This window comes from Clostridium sartagoforme AAU1, from assembly GCF_000401215.1.
In the GTDB taxonomy this organism is placed as follows: domain Bacteria; phylum Bacillota; class Clostridia; order Clostridiales; family Clostridiaceae; genus Clostridium; species Clostridium sartagoforme.
The window spans coordinates 1-22,816 of sequence record NZ_ASRV01000017.1 but is presented as its reverse complement, the minus strand read 5'-3'; the positions used below and the strand labels follow the sequence as shown (position 1 = coordinate 22,816).

Sequence of the window (22,816 nt, the reverse complement as noted above, 5' to 3'; positions counted from 1 at the left end):
TTTTAAATTTGAGGTCAATACTCATAGTATACGAATTAAAGGAGATTACTATGGCAACCAATATAATACTAGACAAATCATTTTCTTTTGCTATAAAAATAGTTAATTTATATAAAAAATTAGTCAATGAAAAAAAAGAATATATCCTATCAAAGCAATTACTAAGATCAGGAACAAGTATAGGTGCAAACACTAGAGAAGGTGTAAATGGAGTTAGTAGAGCAGACTTTAAAAATAAATTAGGTATAGCACTCAAAGAAGCAAAGGAAACGGAATACTGGTTAGAGTTAATGATAGCAACAGATATATTAACTGAAAAAGAGGCAAATGTAACTCTTAAAGAGTGTAATGAGATATGCAGGATATTAAGTAGCATAATAAAGAAATGCAATACAATTGAGAATTGAAAATTTAAAATTAAAAATTGAGGAAAAAACTCCTATGGAGTTTTTGAAATAAAAAATATATTTAAGAAATTCCGCAGGAATTTCAACCTTCATTTTAAATTTGGCATTTTAAATTTTAAATTAAACAAACCCTCTTCATAAGATAAACATGAATTTTGAAGTCTAAAATCATTAAAAAGTACAATATCGTCTATAACGGGACTGCAACTTGTATAGGTTTATCTGCCGTTAAACTTTTAAAAAAAGATGGAGATGCCATTCTGGTTGTGTTACCTTCTGATCACCATATAGAGTATGAGAAGGTTTATATAGAAACATTAGCACAGGCTGTAGATATAGCAAATAAAAGAAGAGGTATAGTTACGCTAGGGATAACTCCAACAAGAGCTGAGACTGGATATGGATACATTGAAATGGGGCAAAGGATTCAGTCATCTGAAATACCGACTTATAAAGTTGCTAGATTTACTGAAAAGCCAAATATTGAAGTTGCAAAAGACTTTTTATTAAAAGGAACTTATTTATGGAATTCAGGAATGTTTGTATTTAGAGCAGATGTAATATTAAGAGAAATAGAAAAATATTTACCACAATTATATAAATCACTAATGGAAATATACAAGCATATTGGGGAAGAAGACGAGGAAGAAGTTATTAATGAGCAATATTCATTAATAGATGGAATATCAATAGACTTTGGGATTATGCAAAAAACAAGAAAAGCTTTTGTAATAAAAAGTGATTTTATATGGGATGATATAGGCAGTTTTTCAGCCCTGAGCAGATATTTAGAAGAAGAGAAAAATAATAAAATAAGTAATAATGTATATCTTCAAGATAGTGAAAATTGTGCAATATTTGGAGATAAAAATTTAATAATAGGTCTTGGAATAAAGGACTTAGTTATAGTAGATGCAGGTGATGTTATATTGATAATGGACAAGAATAAGGACCAAGAAATAAAGCACTTGTTAAATGATTTGACTAATAAACCTGAATATGAAGACTATATTTAAAATGAAAGAATGAAGAAATGAAAAAATGAAAGAATTAAGGGGAAAATTCCGAAGGAATTTTAAATTGAGAATTTTTATAATTTAACAAAGCTAAATTATTTCCTTAATTATTCATTATCCATTTTCAATTACAAAATAGAGGGGCTTTTGCTTCTCTATTTTTATTTAATCAAATAATCAAATATTTAAGTTACAATTACTTGATTAAAGTTTAAAAAAAGTTAAGATTTGGTATAATTAATATAATAGCAATTATTAGGTTTGATTTTTAAGTATAAATTAAAAATGTAAAAGAGGTGATGATATGGGGTTTGATATATATAATTTAGTAGAAAATGATGAAATAGAGTGTAAAGAATCTTTAGGAGGGTTGCCTAAAGATTTATGGGAAACTTATTCAGCTTTTGCAAATACTAATGGAGGAACGCTTTTTTTAGGAATAAAGGAAAGAGCAGGAAAGTTTCTTATAACTGGGGTTAGTGATGAGGAAAATATAATTAAGGATTTATGGGATAACTTAAATAATCCTAAAAAAGTAAGTGCTAATATATTAAATAATAATCTAATAGAAATACTTACTGTTGAAGGTGTTAAAGTTATAAAAATAAATGTACCTAAAGCTGATAGGAAAGCCAGGCCGGTGTATATAGGTGAAAATCCATTCAACGAAAGTAAACATTTAGGCACATTTAGAAGAAATTATTCAGGAGATTATAAATGTTCAAGGGAAGAAGTAAAAAGAATGCTTGCTGATCAACTAGATGAATCTCAGGATAGTTTGATATTAGATGGCTTTGATTTAAGTGATTTAAATAAAGATACTATAAATAGTTTTAGAAATAGATTGAGAGCTATAAAACCTAATCATCCATGGATAGCACTTGATGATAAAGCCTTTTTATATAAGTTAGGAGCTTATGATAAGGATAGAAAAAGTGGTAAAGAGGGAATAACTGCAGCAGGGCTTTTAATGTTTGGAGAAGAAAGAACCATAACAGATGAATTTCCTAAATACTTTTTAGATTATAGAGAAAAAATATCAGAAGAAGTGAGATGGGACTATAGACTTATATCATCAGAAGGAACATGGAGTGGGAATATATTTGATTTTTACTTTAAGATAGTAAATAAAATAACTGATAATTTGAATGTACCTTTTAGAATTGTTAATGGAATAAGAAAAGAAGATACAAGAGTGCATGAAGCGGTAAGAGAGGCACTAGCAAATTCATTAATACATGCGGATTATAGATTGCCAAGGGGAATAGTTATTGAAAAAGGAAAGACATATTTTAAATTTAGTAATCCAGGAAACTTAAGAATAACAAGGGAAGAAGCCTTAAAGGGTGGAATAAGTGATCCTAGAAATGAAAGTATTTTTAAAATGTTTAACTTATTAGGTATTGGAGAAAGAGCAGGCTCAGGTCTTGAAAATATACAATTAGCATGGAAAGAGCAAGAATGGTTAGCACCAGATTTAGAAGAATTATATGATCCAGATAGAATAATACTAATATTAAGAACAATTTCAATGTTGCCAGAACAAAGCATACTACTACTGAAGTCAGTATTAAAAAATAAGTATAATGAATTAAGTAGAGAAGAAGTTATGGCATTAGTAGCAGCAGATCAAGAAGAATATGTTACTAATAATAGACTTCAACAATTACTTGATACTCATGCAATGAATAGTAATAAAATATTAGCATCTCTAGTGGATAAGGGATACTTAGAGGCTGATGGAATAGGAAGAGGCACTAAGTACTATTTAACAGAAATATTTAAAAATATAGATAGAAATTCTGAAAGTTGTAATAATAATGATATTGGACTTTCTAGGGATGAACAGCTAATTTTTGACTATATAGTAAAAAATAAATTTATAACTAATTCTTTAGCACGAAATGAGTTGAAATTATCAAAAACAACGGCAAGTAGAATTTTTAATAAATTAATAGATAAAGATAAAATAATTAGAATAGGATCAGGTTCTCAAATTAAATATATCATTTCAGGTAACAGTTAAAATGGAACGGTGGAACGATAAGATGAAACGCTGGAACGATAAGATGAAACGCTGGAACAGTAAAATAATTAAATATTAAGAAAAACAACTTAATATTAGGCTTGAATTATAGTAGGGGCAGGAGATGTTATTTTGATAATGGACAAGAATAAGGATCAAGAAATAAAGCACTTGCTAAATGATTTCATTAATTATCAATTACAAAATAGGGCTATCGCATTAGTGGGAAAAACCTGCTGGCGATAGCCCTTCTTCTGTATTTTAAGGAAACTTATTGTAAATAAGGATAATATAATAAGGGAAAAACAATATATATTTATTTTAATTTTAAGAACTAGTATTATGAAATACATAATTATCAATGTACAATTTTGAAATCTGGTAATGGAATTTGAATTGAAAATTTATGATTTAAATTTGACGAAGGGAAATCGTGTAATTGATAATTTTAAATTAACAGAAATTAGTCTATAATTAATGGTATAAGGACAAAGGAATTTAATGGAAAAGAGGTGAATAACTGCAGCAGGACTTTTAATGTTTGGAGGAGATAGGACTATAACAGATGAGTTTCCTAAGTATTTTTTAGACTATAGAGAAAAGATGTCGGAAGAGGTTAGATGGGATTATAGAGTAATATCGTCAGATGGGATATGGAGTGGGAATATATTTGATTTTTATTTTAAGATCATAAATAGAATAACAGATAATTTAAATGTACCTTTTAGAATTGTTAATGGAGTAAGACAAGATGATACTAGGGTTCATGAGGCAGTTAGGGAAGCTGTTGCTAATTCATTGATACATGCAGATTATAGACTTCCTAGAGGAATTGTTATAGAGAAAGGAAGAACTTTCTTTAAAGTTAGTAATCCAGAAAGTTTAAGAATCACTAGAGAAGAGGCGTTAAAAGGTGGAGTTAGTGATCCAAGGAATGAAAATATATTTAAAATGTTTAATCTTCTAGGTGTTGGAGAAAGAGCAGGTTCAGGCTAAGTTGTGTATTGAAACATTTGGATTTGGAAAAACAAAAAGTGTATCAATATTCAATAAGTTAATGAAATTAGGACTAATAAAGAAAGTTGGATCAGGTTCAAAAACTAGTTATATATTAGCTAGTGAAGATTAAAAATTACTATTAAAGAACGATTGCGAACGGTTCGTGAACGGTAGCGAACGATAGATTTTTAGAAAATATTAAGGTTGTAATTTAAGCAGAAGGTTAAGTTGCAACCTTAATTTAAAATATTTATAATCTTATCTACTTAACATAGTGTATATAAGTTATGTTAAAATATATTTATATAGTTCACGAAGACACTTAAGATAAAGTAGCATTAAGAAAGAATAGGAATGGAGATATGGATATGACTAAACTTACATTACAAGAATTAGAATCAAAGCTTTGGCAATGTGAGATATATTAAGAGGTGAATTAACAGTTGCAGAGTACAAAGATTATATATTTGGAATGTTATTTTTAAAAAGAATAAATGATGAATTTGATGAAGAAAGAGAATCTAGAAAAAATGAATTTATAGAAGATGGCTTAGAGGAAGATGAAATACAAGAACTTTTAGAAGATCCATCTATTTATGAAAGCTTTTTTGTTCCAGAGTAAGTAAGATGGCCAAAACTTAAGGATTTAACGTTAAACATAGGACCAGAATTAGAAAAAGCTTTTAAAGCTATTGAAGTATTAAGTACAACTAACTACAAAGTAGCAATTAAATAATAGAGAGTATAAAAAGAGGGAATTTAATGAAAGAGTTTAATGTAATAACTGAATTTAAAAATGGTATTAATAGCAAAAGTATAGAAATATATATATACAAAATGATGGTTAGAGATTTTGAAAAAAGACATAATGAAAATTATGATGTAGTTAAAGAATTAATTAATTTAAATAATAATTCTACTATAGTATTTTATGAACAGTATATTGCTTCTTTTAAAGAAATAGAAAAATGGGGAAACGAACAATATATTAATGTAGAAAAAAGGGCTATTAATTTAGAAAGTAATGAAAAAAAGATATTAGAAAGATTATTATTAAAGGAAATAAAGAATAATATAGATAATAACAAGTATAAAGTAGTTAAGGATTCAATTTATATTAATAAACCAGTATATAATGAAAAGGGAATAAAAATAGATAGATACTTTAACTTAGATATTAATGTAGAGAGTAATGGAGATATAATTATAGGTTTTGATATAAGTCATAATTTTGAGTATATTAATACATTGGAGTATGAAATAAAAAATAATAATATAAAAATAGGTGATAGAGTTAAGGATTATTTTTATAATTTAACATATGAATATGTTGGTATAGCACCTTTTACTATAAGTGAAGAAAATGAATATATGGGTTGCTCAATAGTAGATTATTATGAAAATAAAAACCAGAGTTATATAGTAAATAAACTTCCAAAAGATATGAAGGCTATATTAGTAAAAAATAATAAAAATAGTATATTTCCGTACATACCAAGTAGATTAAAGAAAGTATGTAGATTTGAGAATTTACCACAAAATGTACTTAGAGATTTCAACACTAGAGTTAAGCAAAAAACAAATGAAAAGATGCAATTTATGGTTGATGAAGTTATAAATATAGTTAAAAACTCTGAACATATTGATGTTAAAAAGAAAAACATGATGTGTGATAATATTGGATATAAAATTGAAGATTTACAACAGCCAGATTTATTATTTGGAAATGCTAGAGCTCAAAGGTATCCTTTATATGGACTTAAAAATTTTGGAGTATATGAAAATAAAAGAATAGAAATAAAATATTTTATAGACCCAATATTAGCTAAAAGTAAAATGAATTTAGAAAAGATATCTAAATTTTGTGATGAACTTGAACAATTTTCTAGTAAATTAGGAGTAGGATTAAATAGAGTCAAGCTTAATAATATAGTTAATTTTAAAGAAATAAGAATGGATAATGAAGATATCTTTAGTTATGAAATAAGGAAAATAGTATCTAATTATAATGAAACAACAATAGTTATCTTAAGTGAAGAAAATTTAAATAAGTACTATAATATTATAAAGAAAACATTTAGTGGTGGAAATGAAGTTCCAACACAGTGTATTGGATTTAATACTCTTAGTTATACTGAAAAAAATAAAGACAGTATTTTCTTAAATATATTATTAGGAGTATATGCTAAAAGTGGTATACAACCTTGGATTTTAAATGAAAAATTAAATTCAGATTGTTTTATAGGATTAGATGTAAGTAGAGAAAATAAGGTTAATAAAGCTGGTGTTATTCAGGTTGTAGGTAAAGATGGGAGAGTATTAAAAACTAAAGTTATTTCATCATCGCAAAGTGGTGAAAAGATAAAATTAGAAACATTAAGAGAAATAGTTTTTGAAGCTATAAATTCATATGAAAATACTTATAGATGTAAACCAAAGCATATTACATTTCATAGAGATGGAATAAATAGAGAAGAACTTGAAAATTTAAAAAATACTATGACTAACTTAGGGGTAGAATTTGATTATATTGAGATAACTAAAGGAATTAATAGAAGAATAGCAACTATATCTGAAGGTGAAGAATGGAAAACTATTATGGGAAGATGCTATTATAAAGATAATTCAGCATATGTTTGTACAACTAAACCATATGAAGGAATTGGGATGGCTAAACCAATAAGAATAAGAAGAGTATTTGGGACTTTAGATATAGAAAAAATTGTTGAAGATGCATATAAATTAACTTTTATGCATGTAGGAGCAATAAATAAAATAAGGCTACCTATAACAACATATTATGCAGATTTAAGTTCAACTTATGGAAATAGAGATTTAATACCAACTAACATAGATACAAATTGTTTATATTTTATTTAATAATAAAAGTCACAGAGAAATCTGTGGCTTTTTTCGTTCTAATACGAGGAAATTATATTATTGAACAATATGTAGATAACTAATAAAATGTAGATATTATGATGAATAAAGGCAAAGCATGTTAAGAGTTGTACATCGACTAGTGTGGTTACACTTCCGAAGGAACTAAGGAATTATTTTTATTTAAATTAGATAAATAGTTTATATTAAGATTAATGGATTTAGATATACAATATAATTAAAACTGTATAAAAATTTAAAAAAAATAATAATATTTGATAGAAAAGGAATAAATCATTCGTATTAATAGGTGTAAAAGCTTTTACAGGAGGAAGAATATGAAGGATGAAAAATTGTTAAGTTTATTAAAAAGAGAGATGAGAGAGGATTAGAATTATTAATTGATACTTATGGTGGATTAATTACGTCTATAATAAGGAAACATTTATATAATCTTTATGATAAACAAGAAGAATGTATTGATGATGTTTTATTGGCTGTTTGGAATAATATTAATAGTTTTGATAATTCAAAAAATTCATTAAAAAACTGGATAGCTGCAATATCACAATATAGGTCTATTGATTATAAGCGGAAATACTTGAAATTATTTAATGAAGAGCTTGATATAAAGCAAGTTGAAAATAATCTTGTTATAGACAGTAGAATTATTCAAGAGGAACTAAGTGATGAGATAGAAGAATTATTAATCTTTTTAAAACCAGAAGATAAAGAATTATTTATAAAAAGATATATAGAAGAAAAATCTATCCAAGAATTGGCTCAAGAAACAGGTATTAAAGAAGATGTAATTTATAATAGGTTATCTAGAGGCCGTAAAAAGTTAAGAAAAAAATATAAACATTTAACTATTGGTTAGGAGGGATAATGAAATGAAAAATGATTATGAATTATTAAATGAAACTAAAGTTGATTTTAGTAAATATGAAAATATTGAACTTAATGATTTAGAAAAGAAGAAAATGAAGAATGGGTTAAGAGGAAAAATTTATATTAAAAAGAAATATAACAGAAAGATAATAGCGGTAGCATCGACAGTATTAATAGTAGGAGCTATGACTATTAATACAACAGTAGTTAGAGCCACCATAGGACAATTAGGAAATAAATTAGAACAGTTTCTTGGTATTAAAAATAATAAAGTTTATGATGACTATAAAAAGGTTATAGGAAGTAGCGTTAAAGATAAAGATATTACATTTACACTAAATGAATTTTTAATAAAGAAAGGTACGGCGATAGTTAATGTAAAAGTTGATACTAGAGAATTTAAAAAAACTAAAGTAATTACAATTTTCCCTAATATATATATAGATGGTGAAAAGATTAGTAAAGGAGGATCAACAATCTATAAATATAATGATGATGGAACATATGAGATGCTTCATCAGATAAAATTAAAAGATATAGATATAAATAAAGATATAAAGGTAGATATAGAGTATTCAGGGGGAGAGTATAAACAAAATGGCAAGGAGAAGGGGATTTATGGTAATTGGACATTTAGTATTAATGATAATGGAGAAAGAATAACTCAAAATACTAAAGAGATAGATATAAATAAGGTAATTGATTTAGGAAATGGATATATATATAGTATAAGAAGTATTGCAGTATCACCAATTGATATAGTATTAAAATATAATACTACACTAATGGATGAGAAAAAAATAAAAAACGAAGAATATAAATACAGAGATATATCATTTACAATAATGGATACTAATAAAAATGTATTAATATTAGAAGAAGGTATGACTTCATCTGGAAATATGATTACAGGCTATATTGAATGTAGCATGTTCCTAGATAAAGAGGTACAAGACAAGTTGTTGATTGTTCCATATAAGGGACCTGATAAAAAATATGAGTCTGTAGAAGAGTTAATAAAGGATAGAGAATATATTTTTGATGAGGCAATAGAAATAGAATTAGAGTAATAAAATTAAGGTGATTAAAATGTGGTATTTAGGAAATGAAGCAACTTAGGTAGATTAATAAAATATATTGAAGTATATAGAAATAGTGAAAGATGTCAAAGCTGTTTTTAAAGAAAAAATGATGAATTACAATATTCAAAGACGTCAAGTGGATATATATAAGTTTGTGTTGACTTGGAGCGAAGCGACGGAAAAAGCAAATTTACGTATATCCACTTTTTTATTTTAACTATTTTTATGTAAACATATTCTATAAAATCTATGATAAAATATATATATATTGATTAATTAAATTAAGGAGGATTAAACTTGGGAAATGGAGTAAGTATTCAGTGTAAAAAGTGTGATTATAGTACTACGTTATTTGAAGGATTGGGAAGTAGAACGCAAGACTTTGAAGTATTTAGACGAGAGCTTACTAAAAAAGAAAATGAAATTATAGACTTTATAATTAATAATAATAATATAAATAAGATATTTCATTATAATGTATACACAAAGTGTGAGAAATGCGGAGATTTATCAACTGTTCCTTATGTTGAAATTAATTATGATAATAATAAAGTATTTAAATTAGATTATGAATGCAAATTATGTAAAGGTAAATGTAATTTAATAAGTGAAGAAGAAGTAATAAATAGCAAATGTCCAATTTGTAATTATGAACATCTTCAGAGTGTTAGAAACATATTTTGGGATTAACATTAAATAAAATTATAAAAAAATAATATAAAATTTGGAGGGGTTATTTATGTTGAAAAAATTAGCTTCAGATGCTTTAGGACTAAGTGACATTGGAAAGATAATTGATAAAAAGGACTTTAATAAGGTAGATGCAGATGATTATATAATGCATGAAGATGGAGAGCAAATATTTTTTCTTATAAAATCAAGAACTGATGAATATTGTTTTACTAATCTAGCGCTTATTCATGTAGATGGAACATCTGCTGTAAGTAAAAAGAGACTTGTAACTAGATATGATTATTATAAAAATATTATTAGAAGTGTAGCTATAGAAACCGCAGGAACTATAGATTTAGATTGTGAAATTAAATTTATTATTGGAGAAACTAAGTTTTCTATAGATGTAGATAAAAATCAAATAGAACAGTTAAAGGATTTATATAAATCATTAGTTAGAATATCACATATATCAGATGAAAATGACATTATGCTTGGTAAATCTGAAGAAACATTAAAGATAGCAGCAAGTGCTTGTGCATCAAGTAAAGTAGTTGATGGTAATGCTGCACAAATATTTAAAGATATAAATGAGTATGCATTTAATTGGACGAAGATAAGCAGAGAAAATTATATTAAAAAAGATTTTACAGATGTATTTAAGAATTATATTAATAATTAGAAATAAGCTAAAATGACAAAAATAAAGGTAGAGAAGTATTAATATTTCTATATCTTTAATTATTATATTTGAATTGTTCAAAATAAATTTATTTTATACTTTTCTTAAGTTTAACTTAATATTAAAAATTTGAATTTAAAATATAAATAATTTATTGTATAATCAAAGAAAAAATTAGGAGATGATTAAATAATGGGTGTAGAGAAAAAAGGGAGTTTATAATAAATACAATATATTTTTAATTATTGCAGCAATAATTTATATAACAATTAAATATGGATTAGGTTGGTTTTTTCCATTTGTAGTTGGCTTTGGAATAGCATTTATATTAAAACCATTAATTAATTTCATATCAAAAAAGTTACGAATTAATAGAAAAGTTGTTGCTGGAATAACTGTGCTAATATTTTATACAACTGTAGGAGCACTATTTACATTAATTATAGTTAAGATATTTGTAGCATTAAAAGAAGTTTTTATGAAGTTACCTAATATATATATAACAACAATAGAACCTTCAATATTTCAAATATCAAGTAACTTTGAAGAAATATTAGTGAAATTAGACCCAGCTTTAATGCAAGCTATTAGAGATATGATATCTTCCTTAACTAAATCATTAGGAACAATAATAACAAATATATCATCTGGAGTGGTTTTGTTTGTATCATCAACAGTTTCAACAGTACCATCATTTTTTGTTTTAGTAATATTCTCAATTATATCATCTTTCTTTTTTGCAATGGATTATGTGAGTATTACAAGTTTTATAACAAGACAATTTTCAGAAAAAAGTTCAAGTATTATATTTGAAGTAAAAAACTATATAGTTGGAACTTTATTTAAGTTTATAAAAGCTTATTCAATAATTATATCTGTAACATTTATAGAACTAGCAATAGGACTTTCAATTTTAAAAATTGAAGGAGCAATTACAATAGCTCTTCTTATAGCCTGCGTAGATGTACTACCAGTACTTGGAACTGGTGGAATAGTGATTCCTTGGATATTAATAGAATTAATTAGAGGTAACATAGCTTTAGCAATAGGATTAACAATACTTTATGTTGTAATAACAATAGTTAGAAATGTATTAGAACCAAAGGTTGTAGGACAACAAGTAGGGCTGCATCCATTAATAATGCTTATGTGTATGTTTATAGGTGTAAAGATATTTGGATTCCTAGGGTTATTTGTATTACCAGTAATAGTTATAATTTTAAAGAATCTAAATGATAGCGGAAAAATACATATATTCAAATAATTAAAATAAGATACTAAAAATACACAAAGTTAAGAAAATATATTTTAATAAGTAAGTAAATAATTAAAAATAAAATTAACAAAAAATGGATAGTTATTTATAATAGTTAGTAAAGATAATTTAAATCTTATATGATAATAAGTGGACATATATACAGAAAAACATATTTGTTTTCTATTTGAAATAGTATTATCATATAAATATAAAATAAAAGCGAGGTGAGAAACTATGATGATGAATACTCACAAAGCTTTAGCACAAAAATTCATAAATAGTGTAGAAGAAGATAAAGTCTTTATAATAAATGAAGGACATTTTATATGGGGTAATTTAAAACCTGATTCTGTATCAAAATATAAATTTAAAAAACATTATATAGATGAAAGTTTTGATATGATTATTAAAAAAATAGAATTTTTATCTTCGTTAACATTGGATGATATTTATAATAGGTATTCACCAAATAAATTTAATCAAGAACTAGGTGTTGTATGTCACTTCTTATGTGATTATTTTTGTATTCCTCACTTTCAAAGATGGGAATTTAAAAGTGCTAATGCTATGAAAGAGCATGTACTATACGAAAATGACTTAAATAAATTTTCTAAAAGTTATAATATTAAACAAGATATAAATTATCATCTAACCTCAGAAGAAATAAGAAAATATATTATGAATTTACAAAAAGAGTATCAAGGTAAAATTTCTTATGAAAAAGATTTACTTTTTGCTAGTCATATTTGTACAACAGTTATAAATATGGTACTAAATGAAGTAGTTTTAAATCAAAAATTAAAAGAGCATATTGCCTTAGTTATATAGAGAGTCAATGACTCTCTATTTTTTTAAATTTTAATTAGAATATCTTTATAATAGTTGACATTTTTGTGAAAGTTAGCATATAATATTATTAAACAAACATATGAACAATTGCTCATATGTTCAAGGAGGATATTATGGAAGAAAATAGATTAGAAAGTTGTAATTGTACAATAATTCATAAAGATGTTGTTGAGAAAGTAAAAGAATCTATACCAAATGAGGAAAGTTTATATGATTTAGCTGATTTATTCAAAGCTTTTAGTGATTCTACAAGAATAAAAATATTATGTGCCTTGTTTCAAGAAGAGTTATGTGTATGTGATTTAGCAGCATTATTAAGTATGACACAATCAGCAATTTCACATCAACTAAGAGTATTAAAATCAAATAGATTAGTTAAGTTTAGAAGAGACGGAAAAGTTATATATTATTCATTGGCAGATGATCATGTTAAGCATATATTTGATGAAGGGTTTAAGCATATTATAGAATAAGAAAGTGGTGAAAAGTATGAGTAGTAATGAAGTAAAACTAATTTTATCAGGGTTAGATTGTGCAAATTGTGCAAATAAAATAGAAACAAAAGTGAATAACTTAGATGGTATTAATGAAGCTACTTTAAATTTTGCAACATCTACTTTAATTATAGAGCTAAATGGAACAATAGAAAGAGAAGATGCAATTAAAGAAATAAAATCTATAGTAAATAAATTAGAGCCAGGTGTTAAAGTATTTGATAAGGATGAAAATAGAGCAATTAACAAAGAAGATGTTAAGAAGTGTACAAGTGAGTCTTGTTGTAAACCGGAAAATGATATTGATAAAGAAAGTCATAACCATAATGAAAAACATTCACACAGTCATTCACATGAACACTCCCATGGACATTCACATGATCATTCTCATGGGAATGCAGTAGGTCTAAAAGAAAATATTAGATTGATAATAGGGGTTGCAATTTATGTACTTGCTATAATTTTCAAAGAAGAATATCCTATATCAATAATTCTTTTTGCTAGCAGTTATGTTTTAATTGGAGGAGATGTAGTTTTAACTGCTTTTAGGAATATATTAAGAGGGGAAGTTTTTGATGAAAACTTTCTAATGACAGTAGCAACTTTAGGAGCATTTTTTGTAGGAGAGTTTCCAGAAGGAGTAGCTGTTATGTTATTCTATCAAATAGGAGAGATATTCCAATCATATGCAGTTAATAAGTCAAGAAAATCAATTACTTCACTTATGGATATAAGAGCTGACTATGCTAATCTAATAAAGAATGGCAAGGAAGAAAAAGTTAATCCAGAAATAGTAAATATAGATGATTTAATAGTAATAAAGCCAGGGGAAAGAGTACCATTAGATGGTATTGTAATAGAAGGAATAAGCTTTGTTGACACATCAGCACTTACAGGAGAATCAGTGCCAAGAGAAGTTTTAGTAGGAGAAGATATTTTAGCAGGCTTTATAAACACTAATGGTGTCTTAAAGGTAAAAGTTACTAAAAGCTTTAAAGAATCAACAGTTTCTAGAATACTAGAGTTAGTAGAAAATGCTTCTAATAAGAAGGCACCTACTGAGAAATTTATTACTAGATTTGCTAGAGTATATACTCCAATAGTTGTATTTTCAGCATTAGCATTAGCAATAATACCTCCTTTATTAATTAAAGATGCAAATTTCTATGATTGGATTTATAGAGCATTAATATTCTTAGTAGTATCTTGTCCATGTGCATTAGTAGTTTCAATTCCTCTTGGATTATTTGCAGGAATTGGTGGTGCATCTAGAAAAGGTATATTAGTTAAAGGTGGAAATTATTTAGAAGCACTTAAAGATGTTAATACTGTTGTTTTTGATAAAACAGGAACATTAACTAAGGGTGTATTCAAGGTAACAGAAATAAATAATGTTGATATATCTAAAGAAGAATTAATAAAGGTTGCAGCTATTTCAGAAAGTTTATCAAATCATCCAATAGCACAATCTATTATAAGAGAATATGGAAAAGAAATAGATTCACAAAAGTTAAGTAATTATGAAGAAGTATCAGGATATGGAATTAAAGCATATATAGATTCTTTAGATGTACTAGTGGGAAACTACAAACTAATGGAAAAGTATAATATAAAATATAATAATGTAAATTCAATTGGGACAATAGTTCATGTAGCAATAAATAATGAATATAAGGGTAATATAGTAATTTCAGATGAGATAAAAGAAGGTTCTAAATCAGCAATAGAAGGATTGAAGAGTATTGGTGTATCTCAAACAGTTATGTTAACTGGAGATAATAAGTCAGTAGGAGAAAAAGTAGCAGCATTAGTAGGTGTTGATAAAGTATTTGCTGAATTATTACCAGGAGACAAAGTTGAAAAGGTGGAGGAGTTAATTAAAAATAACTCAACTAAAGGAAAAGTCATATTTGTAGGTGACGGAATAAATGATGCACCAGTTTTAGCAAGAGCTGATATTGGAGTTGCTATGGGTGGTATAGGCTCAGATGCAGCTATCGAAGCAGCAGATGTAGTACTAATGAAAGATGATCCTGAAGCGTTAGTTACATCAATTAAAGTAGCAAGAAAAACAAACAAGGTTTTATGGCAAAATATAATCTTTTCATTAGGAGTAAAACTTCTTGTATTAATTTTAAGTGCTTTTGGAATGGCAAATATGTGGGAAGCGGTATTTGCAGATGTTGGAGTTACTGTAATTGCGGTAATAAATTCAACAAGATGTCTAAAATAAACAAAATTTCATAGGTAAACTTTTTTTATTGACAAATTTCATCATATTAAATATAATAAACTAGGTTGAGAACTTTTTAGGCAAAGGGAAGCATACAAGATCATTATCTTGTTTACAAAGTACGTAGAAGCTTTGTATAAATTAAATAGACTTATGTATAACGGATCTGCTACGTTATACATAAGTCTTATTTTTATTATTTTATAATAATATTAAAAAATAATAAAAATATAGAATTATAATAAAAAACATATTAAAATGGAGATAATAAAATATAAAGAGAGATAATATTATAAAGTCATAAATTTTATAAGTTTATTTAACATATGGTGGAATATGTTTTAAATTTTTAATAATAGTGGTAAAATAACTATTGTAAATAAGAATAGTATTATTTTAATATATAATAATAAAGAGGATTAGGAGAAGATTGTTATGGATAAGAAAAAGAATATTTCTATGGCTGTGATAAAAAGATTGCCAAAATATCATAGATATTTACAAGAATTATTAAGAAATGATGTTGATAGAATATCTTCAAAAGAATTAGGTGAGAAAATAGGCTTTACTGCCTCTCAAATAAGACAAGATTTAAACTGTTTTGGTGATTTCGGGCAACAAGGATATGGATATAACGTAAAAGATTTATATAATCAAATTAGTTTGATTTTAGGTTTGAATAAAGAATATAAAGGTATAATAATAGGTGCAGGGAATATAGGGCAAGCGATAGCTAACTATAGTAGATTTTCTCAAATAGGATTAAATATTGAGGCCATTTTTGATGCAAATCCCAAATTAATAGGAATGAGAATAAGAGATATTGAGATAGAAGATATAGATGTGTTAAAAGATTATCTAAAGGATAATAAAATTGATATAGGTATAATTTGTGTTCCAAGAATAAATGCACAAAAGGTAAGTGACATATTAGTAGAAAATGGTGTTACAGGTATATGGAACTTTGCACCTGTAGATTTATTAGTACCAGAGGAAGTGACAGTTGAAAACGTTCATTTATCCGAAAGTTTACTAACATTGATATATTTACTGCATGATAAGGATGAAAGTAAGTAATTACATTTTTTATTTGGATTAAATTACAAATAGTTATTGCAAAAGGAAATTTAACAGTTTATAATAATAATTGAAGCAAATGCTTCAATTATTTTTTAATTTAGATTGTTATAAGATTAACAAATTGTTGATTTATGATACACACTAAAATAAAAATAATTACTTATAAATTTAGAAATATTCAGATAATAATCGTTTTTATTAAACAAATTTAATATAAGATAAGCAAGATAAAGGAGGATTTTATTGTGGAATTAAAAAATATAATTCTTGAAAAAGAAGGAAATCTAGCTATAGTTACAATTAATAGACCTAAAGCACTAAATGCATTAAATTCAGAAACTTTAAAGGATTTAGATTTAGTTTTAGAAAACTTAGAATCTGATAAAAATATCTATTGTGTAGTGTTAACTGGGGCAGGAGAAAAAGCTTTTGTTGCTGGAGCTGATATTTCAGAAATGAAAGATCTATCAGAGGAAGAAGGAAAAGAATTTGGTCTTTTAGGAAACAAAGTTTTCAGAAGATTAGAAAAATTGGACAAACCTGTTATTGCAGCAATATCAGGATTTGCACTTGGTGGTGGATGTGAATTAGCTATGGCTTGTGATATAAGAATAGCTTCAGAGAGAGCAAGATTTGCTCAACCAGAGGCAGGTCTTGGAATAACACCTGGTTTTGGTGGAACTCAAAGATTACCAAGGCTAGTTGGAGAAGGAAAAGCTAAAGAACTTATTTATACATGTGCAATGATAAAAGCAGATGAAGCTCTTAGAATAGGATTAGTTAATAAAGTTGTTCCACTAGAAAGCTTAATGGATGAAGCAAGAGCTATGGCAAACCTAATAATAGCAAATGCTCCAATAGCAGTTAAACTTTGTAAGGATGCTATAAATAGAGGAATGCAAGTTGATATGGATAGTGCTATTGTAATAGAAGCAGAAGACTTTGGAAAATGCTTCTCTACAGAAGACCAAAAAGAAGGAATGACAGCATTTATAGAAAAGAGAAATAAAAACTTCTTAAATAAATAAATAAAAAAATAACTATAACTAACTTACAATATTTAAAAGATAATATAAGTAAAAAGGGTGCAATATCGAGGAGGTATAATAAATGAATTTTCAATTAACTAGAGAACAAGAATTAGTAAGACAAATGGTTAGAGAATTCGCTGTGAATGAAGTAAAACCAATTGCTGCTGAAATTGATGAAACAGAAAGATTCCCTATGGAAAATGTTGAGAAGATGGCTAAGGTAGGAATGTTAGGAATTCCATTTTCTAAAGAATATGGTGGAGCTGGTGGAGATACACTTTCTTATATTTTAGCAGTAGAAGAATTATCAAAGGTTTGTGGAACTACAGGTGTTATATTATCTGCTCACACTTCTCTTTGTGCTTCATTAATAGATCAATTTGGAAATAAAGATCAAAAAGAAAGATATTTATCAGACCTTGCAACAGGTAAAAAACTTGGAGCATTTGGATTAACAGAGCCTGGAGCAGGTACAGATGCAGCTGGACAACAAACTGTTGCAGTATTAGATGGAGATCATTATATATTAAATGGATCAAAAATATTTATAACTAATGGTGGAGTAGCAGAAACATTCATAATATTTGCTATGACTGATAAGAGTAAGGGAACAAAAGGAATTTCAGCTTTTATAGTTGAAAAAGCTTTTGAAGGTTTCTCAATAGGTAAAAAAGAAGATAAGCTTGGAATTAGAGCATCTTCAACAACTGAATTAGTTATGAGTAACTGTAGAGTTCCAAAGGAAAATTTAATTGGGCAAGAAGGTAAGGGTTTTGGTATAGCTATGAAAACTCTAGATGGAGGAAGAATAGGTATAGCAGCGCAAGCATTAGGAATTGCAGAAGGTGCTTTTGAAGAAGCAGTTAATTATATGAAAGAAAGAAAACAATTTGGAAGACCATTAGCAGCTTTCCAAGGATTACAATGGATGATAGCAGAAATGGATACAAAGATTGAAGCAGCAAGACATTTAGTTTATAAAGCAGCTTTCTTAAAGGATGCAAAACTTCCATATTCAGTAGATGCAGCAAGAGCTAAGCTTTATGCAGCAGAAGTAGCTATGGATGTAACAACTAAGGCTGTTCAAATATTTGGTGGATATGGATATACTAAAGAATATCCAGTTGAAAGAATGATGAGAGATGCTAAGATAACTGAAATATACGAAGGAACTTCAGAAGTTCAAAAAATGGTTATTTCAGGAAACGCTTTAAGATAATAGGGGAGGATTTATAAATGAATATAGTAGTTTGTTTAAAACAAGTTCCAGATACAACAGCTGTTAAAATTGATCCAAAAACAGGAACTCTTATAAGAGATGGTGTACCATCAATAATAAATCCAGAAGATAAGCATGCATTAGAAGCAGCTTTGACTTTAAAGGATAACGTAGGAGGGAAGGTTACAGTAGTAAGTATGGGGCCTCCTCAAGCACAAAATGCGTTAAGAGAAGCATTATGTATGGGAGCTGATGAAGCTATACTTATAACAGATAGAGCTTTTGCAGGAGCTGATACATTAGCAACTTCAAAAACTTTAGCTGGAGCAATAAAAAAATTAGAGTATGACATAGTTTTCGCAGGAAGACAAGCTATAGACGGAGATACTGCTCAAGTTGGACCAGAAATTGCAGAACATTTAGATATACCTCAAGTAACATATGTTCAAGATGTTAAGGTAGAAGAAGATGGATTATTAGTAAATAGAGCTTTAGAAGATGGATATGAGTTAATAAAAGTTAACACACCAGTTCTTTTAACAGCTATAAAAGAATTAAATAAACCAAGATATATGAATGTTAAATATATATTTGAAACAGCTAAAAAGGAAATACAAATTTGGTCAGCAGATGACTTAGAAGTGAATAAAGAAGAGTTAGGTCTTAAAGGTTCACCAACAAAAGTTAAGAAATCAATGACTAAAGAAGCTAAAGGTGCTGGAGAAATAATAAATGAAATCCCACAAGAAGCTGCAAAATATGTATTAGGAAAATTAAAGGAAAAGCACTATATCTAAGATATATGGGAGGTAAAAAAGATGAGTATGGCAGATTACAGAGGCGTTTGGGTATTTGCTGAGCAAAGAGAAGGGGAACTTCAAAAAGTTTCTTTAGAATTACTTGGTGAAGGAAGAAAAATTGCTGACAAATTAGGAGTAAAATTAACAGCATTAATATTAGGAGATAATATTAATCATTTAGCAGATACATTAGGAAGACACGGAGCAGATGAAGTTATAGTTGCAGAAAATGAATTATTAAAACACTATACAACTGATGGTTATACAAAGGTTATTTGTGACTTAGCAAATGAAAGAAAACCAGGAATTTTATTTATAGGTGCAACTTTCATAGGAAGAGACTTAGGACCAAGAGTAGCTGCAAGATTATCAACAGGATTAACAGCTGATTGTACAGTTTTAGATGTTGATGTTGAAAAAGCTGACTTATTAGCTACAAGACCAGCATTTGGTGGTAACTTAATGGCTACAATAGCTTGCCCTGATCATAGACCTCAAATGGCTACAGTAAGACCAGGAGTTTTCTCAAAGCTTGCTGATGAAGATAGAAACTTTACTATAGAAAAAGTAGAAGTTGAATTACAAGATTCAGATATAAGAACAAAAATAGTTGAAATAGTAAAAGAAGCAAAAGATATTGTTGACATAAGTGAAGCTAACTTTATTGTATCAGGTGGTAGAGGAGTAGGTTCAAAAGAAAACTTTGCTATTTTAAAAGAATTAGCAGATGCACTAGGTGGAACAGTAGCAGGTTCAAGAGCTGCTGTAGAAAATGAATGGATAGAAAGAGATTATCAAGTTGGTCAAACAGGTAAAACAGTAAGACCTACTATATATATAGCTTGTGGTATTTCAGGAGCAATACAACACGTTGCTGGTATGCAAGATTCAGATTTAATAATAGCTATAAATAAAGATGCTACAGCTCCAATAATGAAAGCAGCTGATTATGCAATAGTTGGAGACTTATTAAAAGTTGTACCAGAAATGACAGCTCAAGTAAAAGCACTTAAGGAAAATTAAAGAAAGAAAGTGGGAGGGTTTTGAAGATGGAAAAGATTTTTGTAATAGGCGCAGGTACTATGGGAGCAGGAATAGTTCAAGCTTTTGCTCAAAAGGGATATGAAGTAATAGTTAGAGATATAAAAGATGAATTTGTTGAAAGAGGAATAAACGGAATCAACAAAGGATTAACTAAGTTAGTTGCTAAAGGAAAAATGAGCGAAGAAGATAAGGAAGCTATACTTTCAAGAATAACTGGAACTACAGATTTAGCTCTTGCTGAAGATTGTGATTTAGTAATAGAAGCTGCAGTTGAAAATATGCAAATCAAAAAGCAAATATTCGCTGAATTAGATGGGATTTGCAAAGAATCTACTATATTAGCTTCTAATACATCATCTTTATCAATAACAGAAGTTGCATCAGCAACAAAGAGAGCTGATAAAGTTATAGGTATGCATTTCTTTAATCCAGCACCTATAATGAAGCTAGTAGAAGTAATTAGAGGAATAGCAACTTCTCAAGAAACTTTTGATGCTGTTAAGGAATTATCAGTAGCAATAGGTAAGGAACCAGTAGAAGTAGCTGAAGCTCCAGGATTTGTTGTTAACAGAATACTTATCCCTATGATCAATGAAGCTACTTTTATTCTTCAAGAAGGAATAGCATCAGTTGAAGATATAGATACATCAATGAAATATGGCGCAAATCATCCAATGGGACCTTTAGCATTAGGAGATCTTATAGGATTGGATGTATGCTTAGCTATTATGGATGTTTTATACAATGAAACAGGAGATAGCAAATACAGAGCAAGTAGTCTTTTAAGAAAATACGTTAGAGCTGGATATCTTGGAAGAAAAACTGGAAGAGGATTCTATAATTACTAAGATTCCATTATAAAAATATAATTTTATTTGTTGAGGCTTATAAAGATAGAGAAGTTTGTTTAATTTCTCTATCTTTATTTATATACAATTAAATATTAGGTAGATTATTTAAATATTTAATAATCTATTTAAATTATATAGATTATTATTAAGTATTAATTATCCATTTTTTATTAATAATATGATATAATTTATAAAGATAAAAATTATTAATATTTAGTTAGACTTTTAGGGGAAAGGATAACTGACTTAGAATAGTTTTTTTATATCTCGGGGATAAATAATATATTAAGGATATATTAATTAGATGTATGAGGTGAGAAAATGGATTTCAAAAATACAATATTTGAAGATAACAAGGTAATAATACAAGGCGTAAAGAACTTTAACATAAAGCAGATATTAGAGTGTGGGCAATGTTTTAGATGGGAAAAAATAAGTGATAACAATTATATTATTATTGCGTATAGAAGAGTTATAGAGGTAATACAAAATAATGATGAAGTTGTTATACTAAATTCAAATGAAGAAGATTTTAAGAATATATGGAAGAATTATTTTGACTTAGAAAGAAATTATGATGAAATAAAAAATGTTCTTGCAAAAGATGAAATACTTAGAAAAAGTGTTGAATTTGGATATGGAATTAGAATTCTAAATCAAGATCCATTTGAAATTCTTATAAGTTTTATAATATCTGCAAGAAACAGTATTCCTTCAATAAAGAAAACTGTTAAGAAGATATGTGAAAAATGGGGAGATAAAGTAGAGTATAAGGGGAATGAATATTATTCTTTTCCAACTCCAAATTTCATTAAAAATGCAACTTTAGAAGAAATTCAAGAAACAGGTGCATCATTTAGAAGTAAGTACATAGTTGATACAATTAAAAAAGTAAATGAAGCCATAGAAGTTAAAGAAGATATGAAAGTAAGCCCTAGTAAGTATGAAGAAAGACCAGAAATATTAGATTTTGATTTAGAATATATTAAGTCATTAAGTGATGATGAATGTCATATAGCCCTACAAAAATTTATGGGAGTAGGAGCTAAAGTAGCTGATTGTATAATGCTATTTTCAATGGCAAAACATTCATCCTTCCCAGTAGATGTATGGGTTAAAAGGGCTATGATTCATTTTTATGTAGCACCAGATGTATCTCTAAATAAGATGAGAATATTTGCAAGAGATAAATTTGGAGCATTATCAGGAATGGCTCAGCAATATTTGTTCTATTACGCGAGAGAAAATAAAATTGAAGTTTAAATTTATATAGTTCACAGCGCACAGTTCACAGTTGTTTTG

General features: G+C 27.4%; 21 protein-coding genes and 1 pseudogene. All 22 read left to right on the top strand.

The window, feature by feature from the left end:
- Positions 1–50: 50 nt before the first annotated feature.
- The 22 genes and pseudogenes from A500_RS01090 (at position 51) to A500_RS00995 (ending at position 22,777) form a co-directional block, all read left to right on the top strand.
- Positions 51–407: a four helix bundle protein gene (locus A500_RS01090; protein ID WP_016205756.1), complete on the top strand. Its 357-nt coding sequence runs from the start codon at positions 51–53 to the stop codon at positions 405–407.
- A 200-nt stretch (positions 408–607) separates the two neighbouring features.
- Positions 608–1,423, top strand: a pseudogene (locus A500_RS01085) (mannose-1-phosphate guanylyltransferase); the annotation flags it as partial.
- A gap of 304 nt (positions 1,424–1,727) precedes the next feature.
- Positions 1,728–3,449 (top strand): RNA-binding domain-containing protein, encoded by a 1,722-nt coding sequence (locus A500_RS01080; protein WP_016205754.1) that lies wholly within the window; start codon positions 1,728–1,730, stop codon positions 3,447–3,449.
- 537 nt (positions 3,450–3,986) lie between these two features.
- Positions 3,987–4,445 carry a hypothetical protein gene (locus tag A500_RS21015; protein ID WP_016205753.1) on the top strand — a complete coding sequence of 153 codons (459 nt, stop codon included), beginning with the start codon at positions 3,987–3,989 and terminating at the stop codon, positions 4,443–4,445.
- 1 nt (position 4,446) lies between these two features.
- Positions 4,447–4,578, top strand: coding sequence for a hypothetical protein (locus A500_RS21580; RefSeq protein ID WP_278245062.1), 132 nt, complete (start codon positions 4,447–4,449; stop codon positions 4,576–4,578).
- A 342-nt stretch (positions 4,579–4,920) separates the two neighbouring features.
- Complete coding sequence (locus A500_RS21010) at positions 4,921–5,070, top strand: type I restriction system adenine methylase HsdM (RefSeq protein ID WP_016205752.1); 150 nt, start codon at positions 4,921–4,923, stop codon at positions 5,068–5,070.
- A gap of 140 nt (positions 5,071–5,210) precedes the next feature.
- On the top strand, positions 5,211–7,328 hold the full coding sequence (locus tag A500_RS01070) for a Piwi domain-containing protein (protein WP_016205751.1): 2,118 nt from the start codon (positions 5,211–5,213) through the stop codon (positions 7,326–7,328).
- A 352-nt stretch (positions 7,329–7,680) separates the two neighbouring features.
- A complete protein-coding gene (locus tag A500_RS01065) occupies positions 7,681–8,208 on the top strand; it encodes a sigma-70 family RNA polymerase sigma factor (RefSeq protein WP_040436389.1) in 528 nt (175 codons plus the stop codon).
- A 13-nt stretch (positions 8,209–8,221) separates the two neighbouring features.
- A complete protein-coding gene (locus tag A500_RS01060) occupies positions 8,222–9,289 on the top strand; it encodes a DUF4179 domain-containing protein (protein ID WP_016205749.1) in 1,068 nt (355 codons plus the stop codon).
- A 309-nt stretch (positions 9,290–9,598) separates the two neighbouring features.
- Complete coding sequence (locus A500_RS01055) at positions 9,599–9,991, top strand: hypothetical protein (RefSeq protein WP_016205748.1); 393 nt, start codon at positions 9,599–9,601, stop codon at positions 9,989–9,991.
- Between the two features lie 49 nt (positions 9,992–10,040).
- Positions 10,041–10,655, top strand: coding sequence for a PH domain-containing protein (locus tag A500_RS01050; RefSeq protein WP_016205747.1), 615 nt, complete (start codon positions 10,041–10,043; stop codon positions 10,653–10,655).
- A 232-nt stretch (positions 10,656–10,887) separates the two neighbouring features.
- Entirely contained in the window at positions 10,888–11,919 is a 1,032-nt protein-coding gene (ytvI, locus tag A500_RS01045; protein WP_157453594.1) for a sporulation integral membrane protein YtvI, read from the top strand.
- Between the two features lie 228 nt (positions 11,920–12,147).
- Positions 12,148–12,741, top strand: coding sequence for a zinc dependent phospholipase C family protein (locus tag A500_RS01040; protein WP_156174270.1), 594 nt, complete (start codon positions 12,148–12,150; stop codon positions 12,739–12,741).
- A gap of 134 nt (positions 12,742–12,875) precedes the next feature.
- Entirely contained in the window at positions 12,876–13,235 is a 360-nt protein-coding gene (locus tag A500_RS01035) for an ArsR/SmtB family transcription factor (protein ID WP_016205744.1), read from the top strand.
- 16 nt (positions 13,236–13,251) lie between these two features.
- A complete protein-coding gene (locus A500_RS01030; RefSeq protein WP_016205743.1) occupies positions 13,252–15,489 on the top strand; it encodes a heavy metal translocating P-type ATPase in 2,238 nt (745 codons plus the stop codon).
- Positions 15,490–15,924: 435 nt separating this feature from the next.
- Positions 15,925–16,566, top strand: coding sequence for a redox-sensing transcriptional repressor Rex (locus A500_RS01025; protein WP_016205742.1), 642 nt, complete (start codon positions 15,925–15,927; stop codon positions 16,564–16,566).
- Positions 16,567–16,814: 248 nt separating this feature from the next.
- Positions 16,815–17,597, top strand: a complete 783-nt coding sequence (locus A500_RS01020) for a short-chain-enoyl-CoA hydratase (RefSeq protein ID WP_016205741.1) — start codon at positions 16,815–16,817, stop codon at positions 17,595–17,597.
- 82 nt (positions 17,598–17,679) lie between these two features.
- On the top strand, positions 17,680–18,819 hold the full coding sequence (locus A500_RS01015) for an acyl-CoA dehydrogenase (protein WP_016205740.1): 1,140 nt from the start codon (positions 17,680–17,682) through the stop codon (positions 18,817–18,819).
- Positions 18,820–18,836: 17 nt separating this feature from the next.
- Positions 18,837–19,616: an electron transfer flavoprotein subunit beta/FixA family protein gene (locus A500_RS01010; protein WP_016205739.1), complete on the top strand. Its 780-nt coding sequence runs from the start codon at positions 18,837–18,839 to the stop codon at positions 19,614–19,616.
- Between the two features lie 21 nt (positions 19,617–19,637).
- A complete protein-coding gene (locus tag A500_RS01005; RefSeq protein ID WP_016205738.1) occupies positions 19,638–20,642 on the top strand; it encodes an electron transfer flavoprotein subunit alpha/FixB family protein in 1,005 nt (334 codons plus the stop codon).
- 26 nt (positions 20,643–20,668) lie between these two features.
- The gene (locus A500_RS01000) at positions 20,669–21,511 is read left to right on the top strand and encodes a 3-hydroxybutyryl-CoA dehydrogenase (protein WP_016205737.1); all 843 of its coding nucleotides are present in this window, start codon (positions 20,669–20,671) and stop codon (positions 21,509–21,511) included.
- A 324-nt stretch (positions 21,512–21,835) separates the two neighbouring features.
- The gene (locus A500_RS00995; RefSeq protein WP_016205736.1) at positions 21,836–22,777 is read left to right on the top strand and encodes a DNA-3-methyladenine glycosylase family protein; all 942 of its coding nucleotides are present in this window, start codon (positions 21,836–21,838) and stop codon (positions 22,775–22,777) included.
- Positions 22,778–22,816 lie beyond the last annotated feature (39 nt).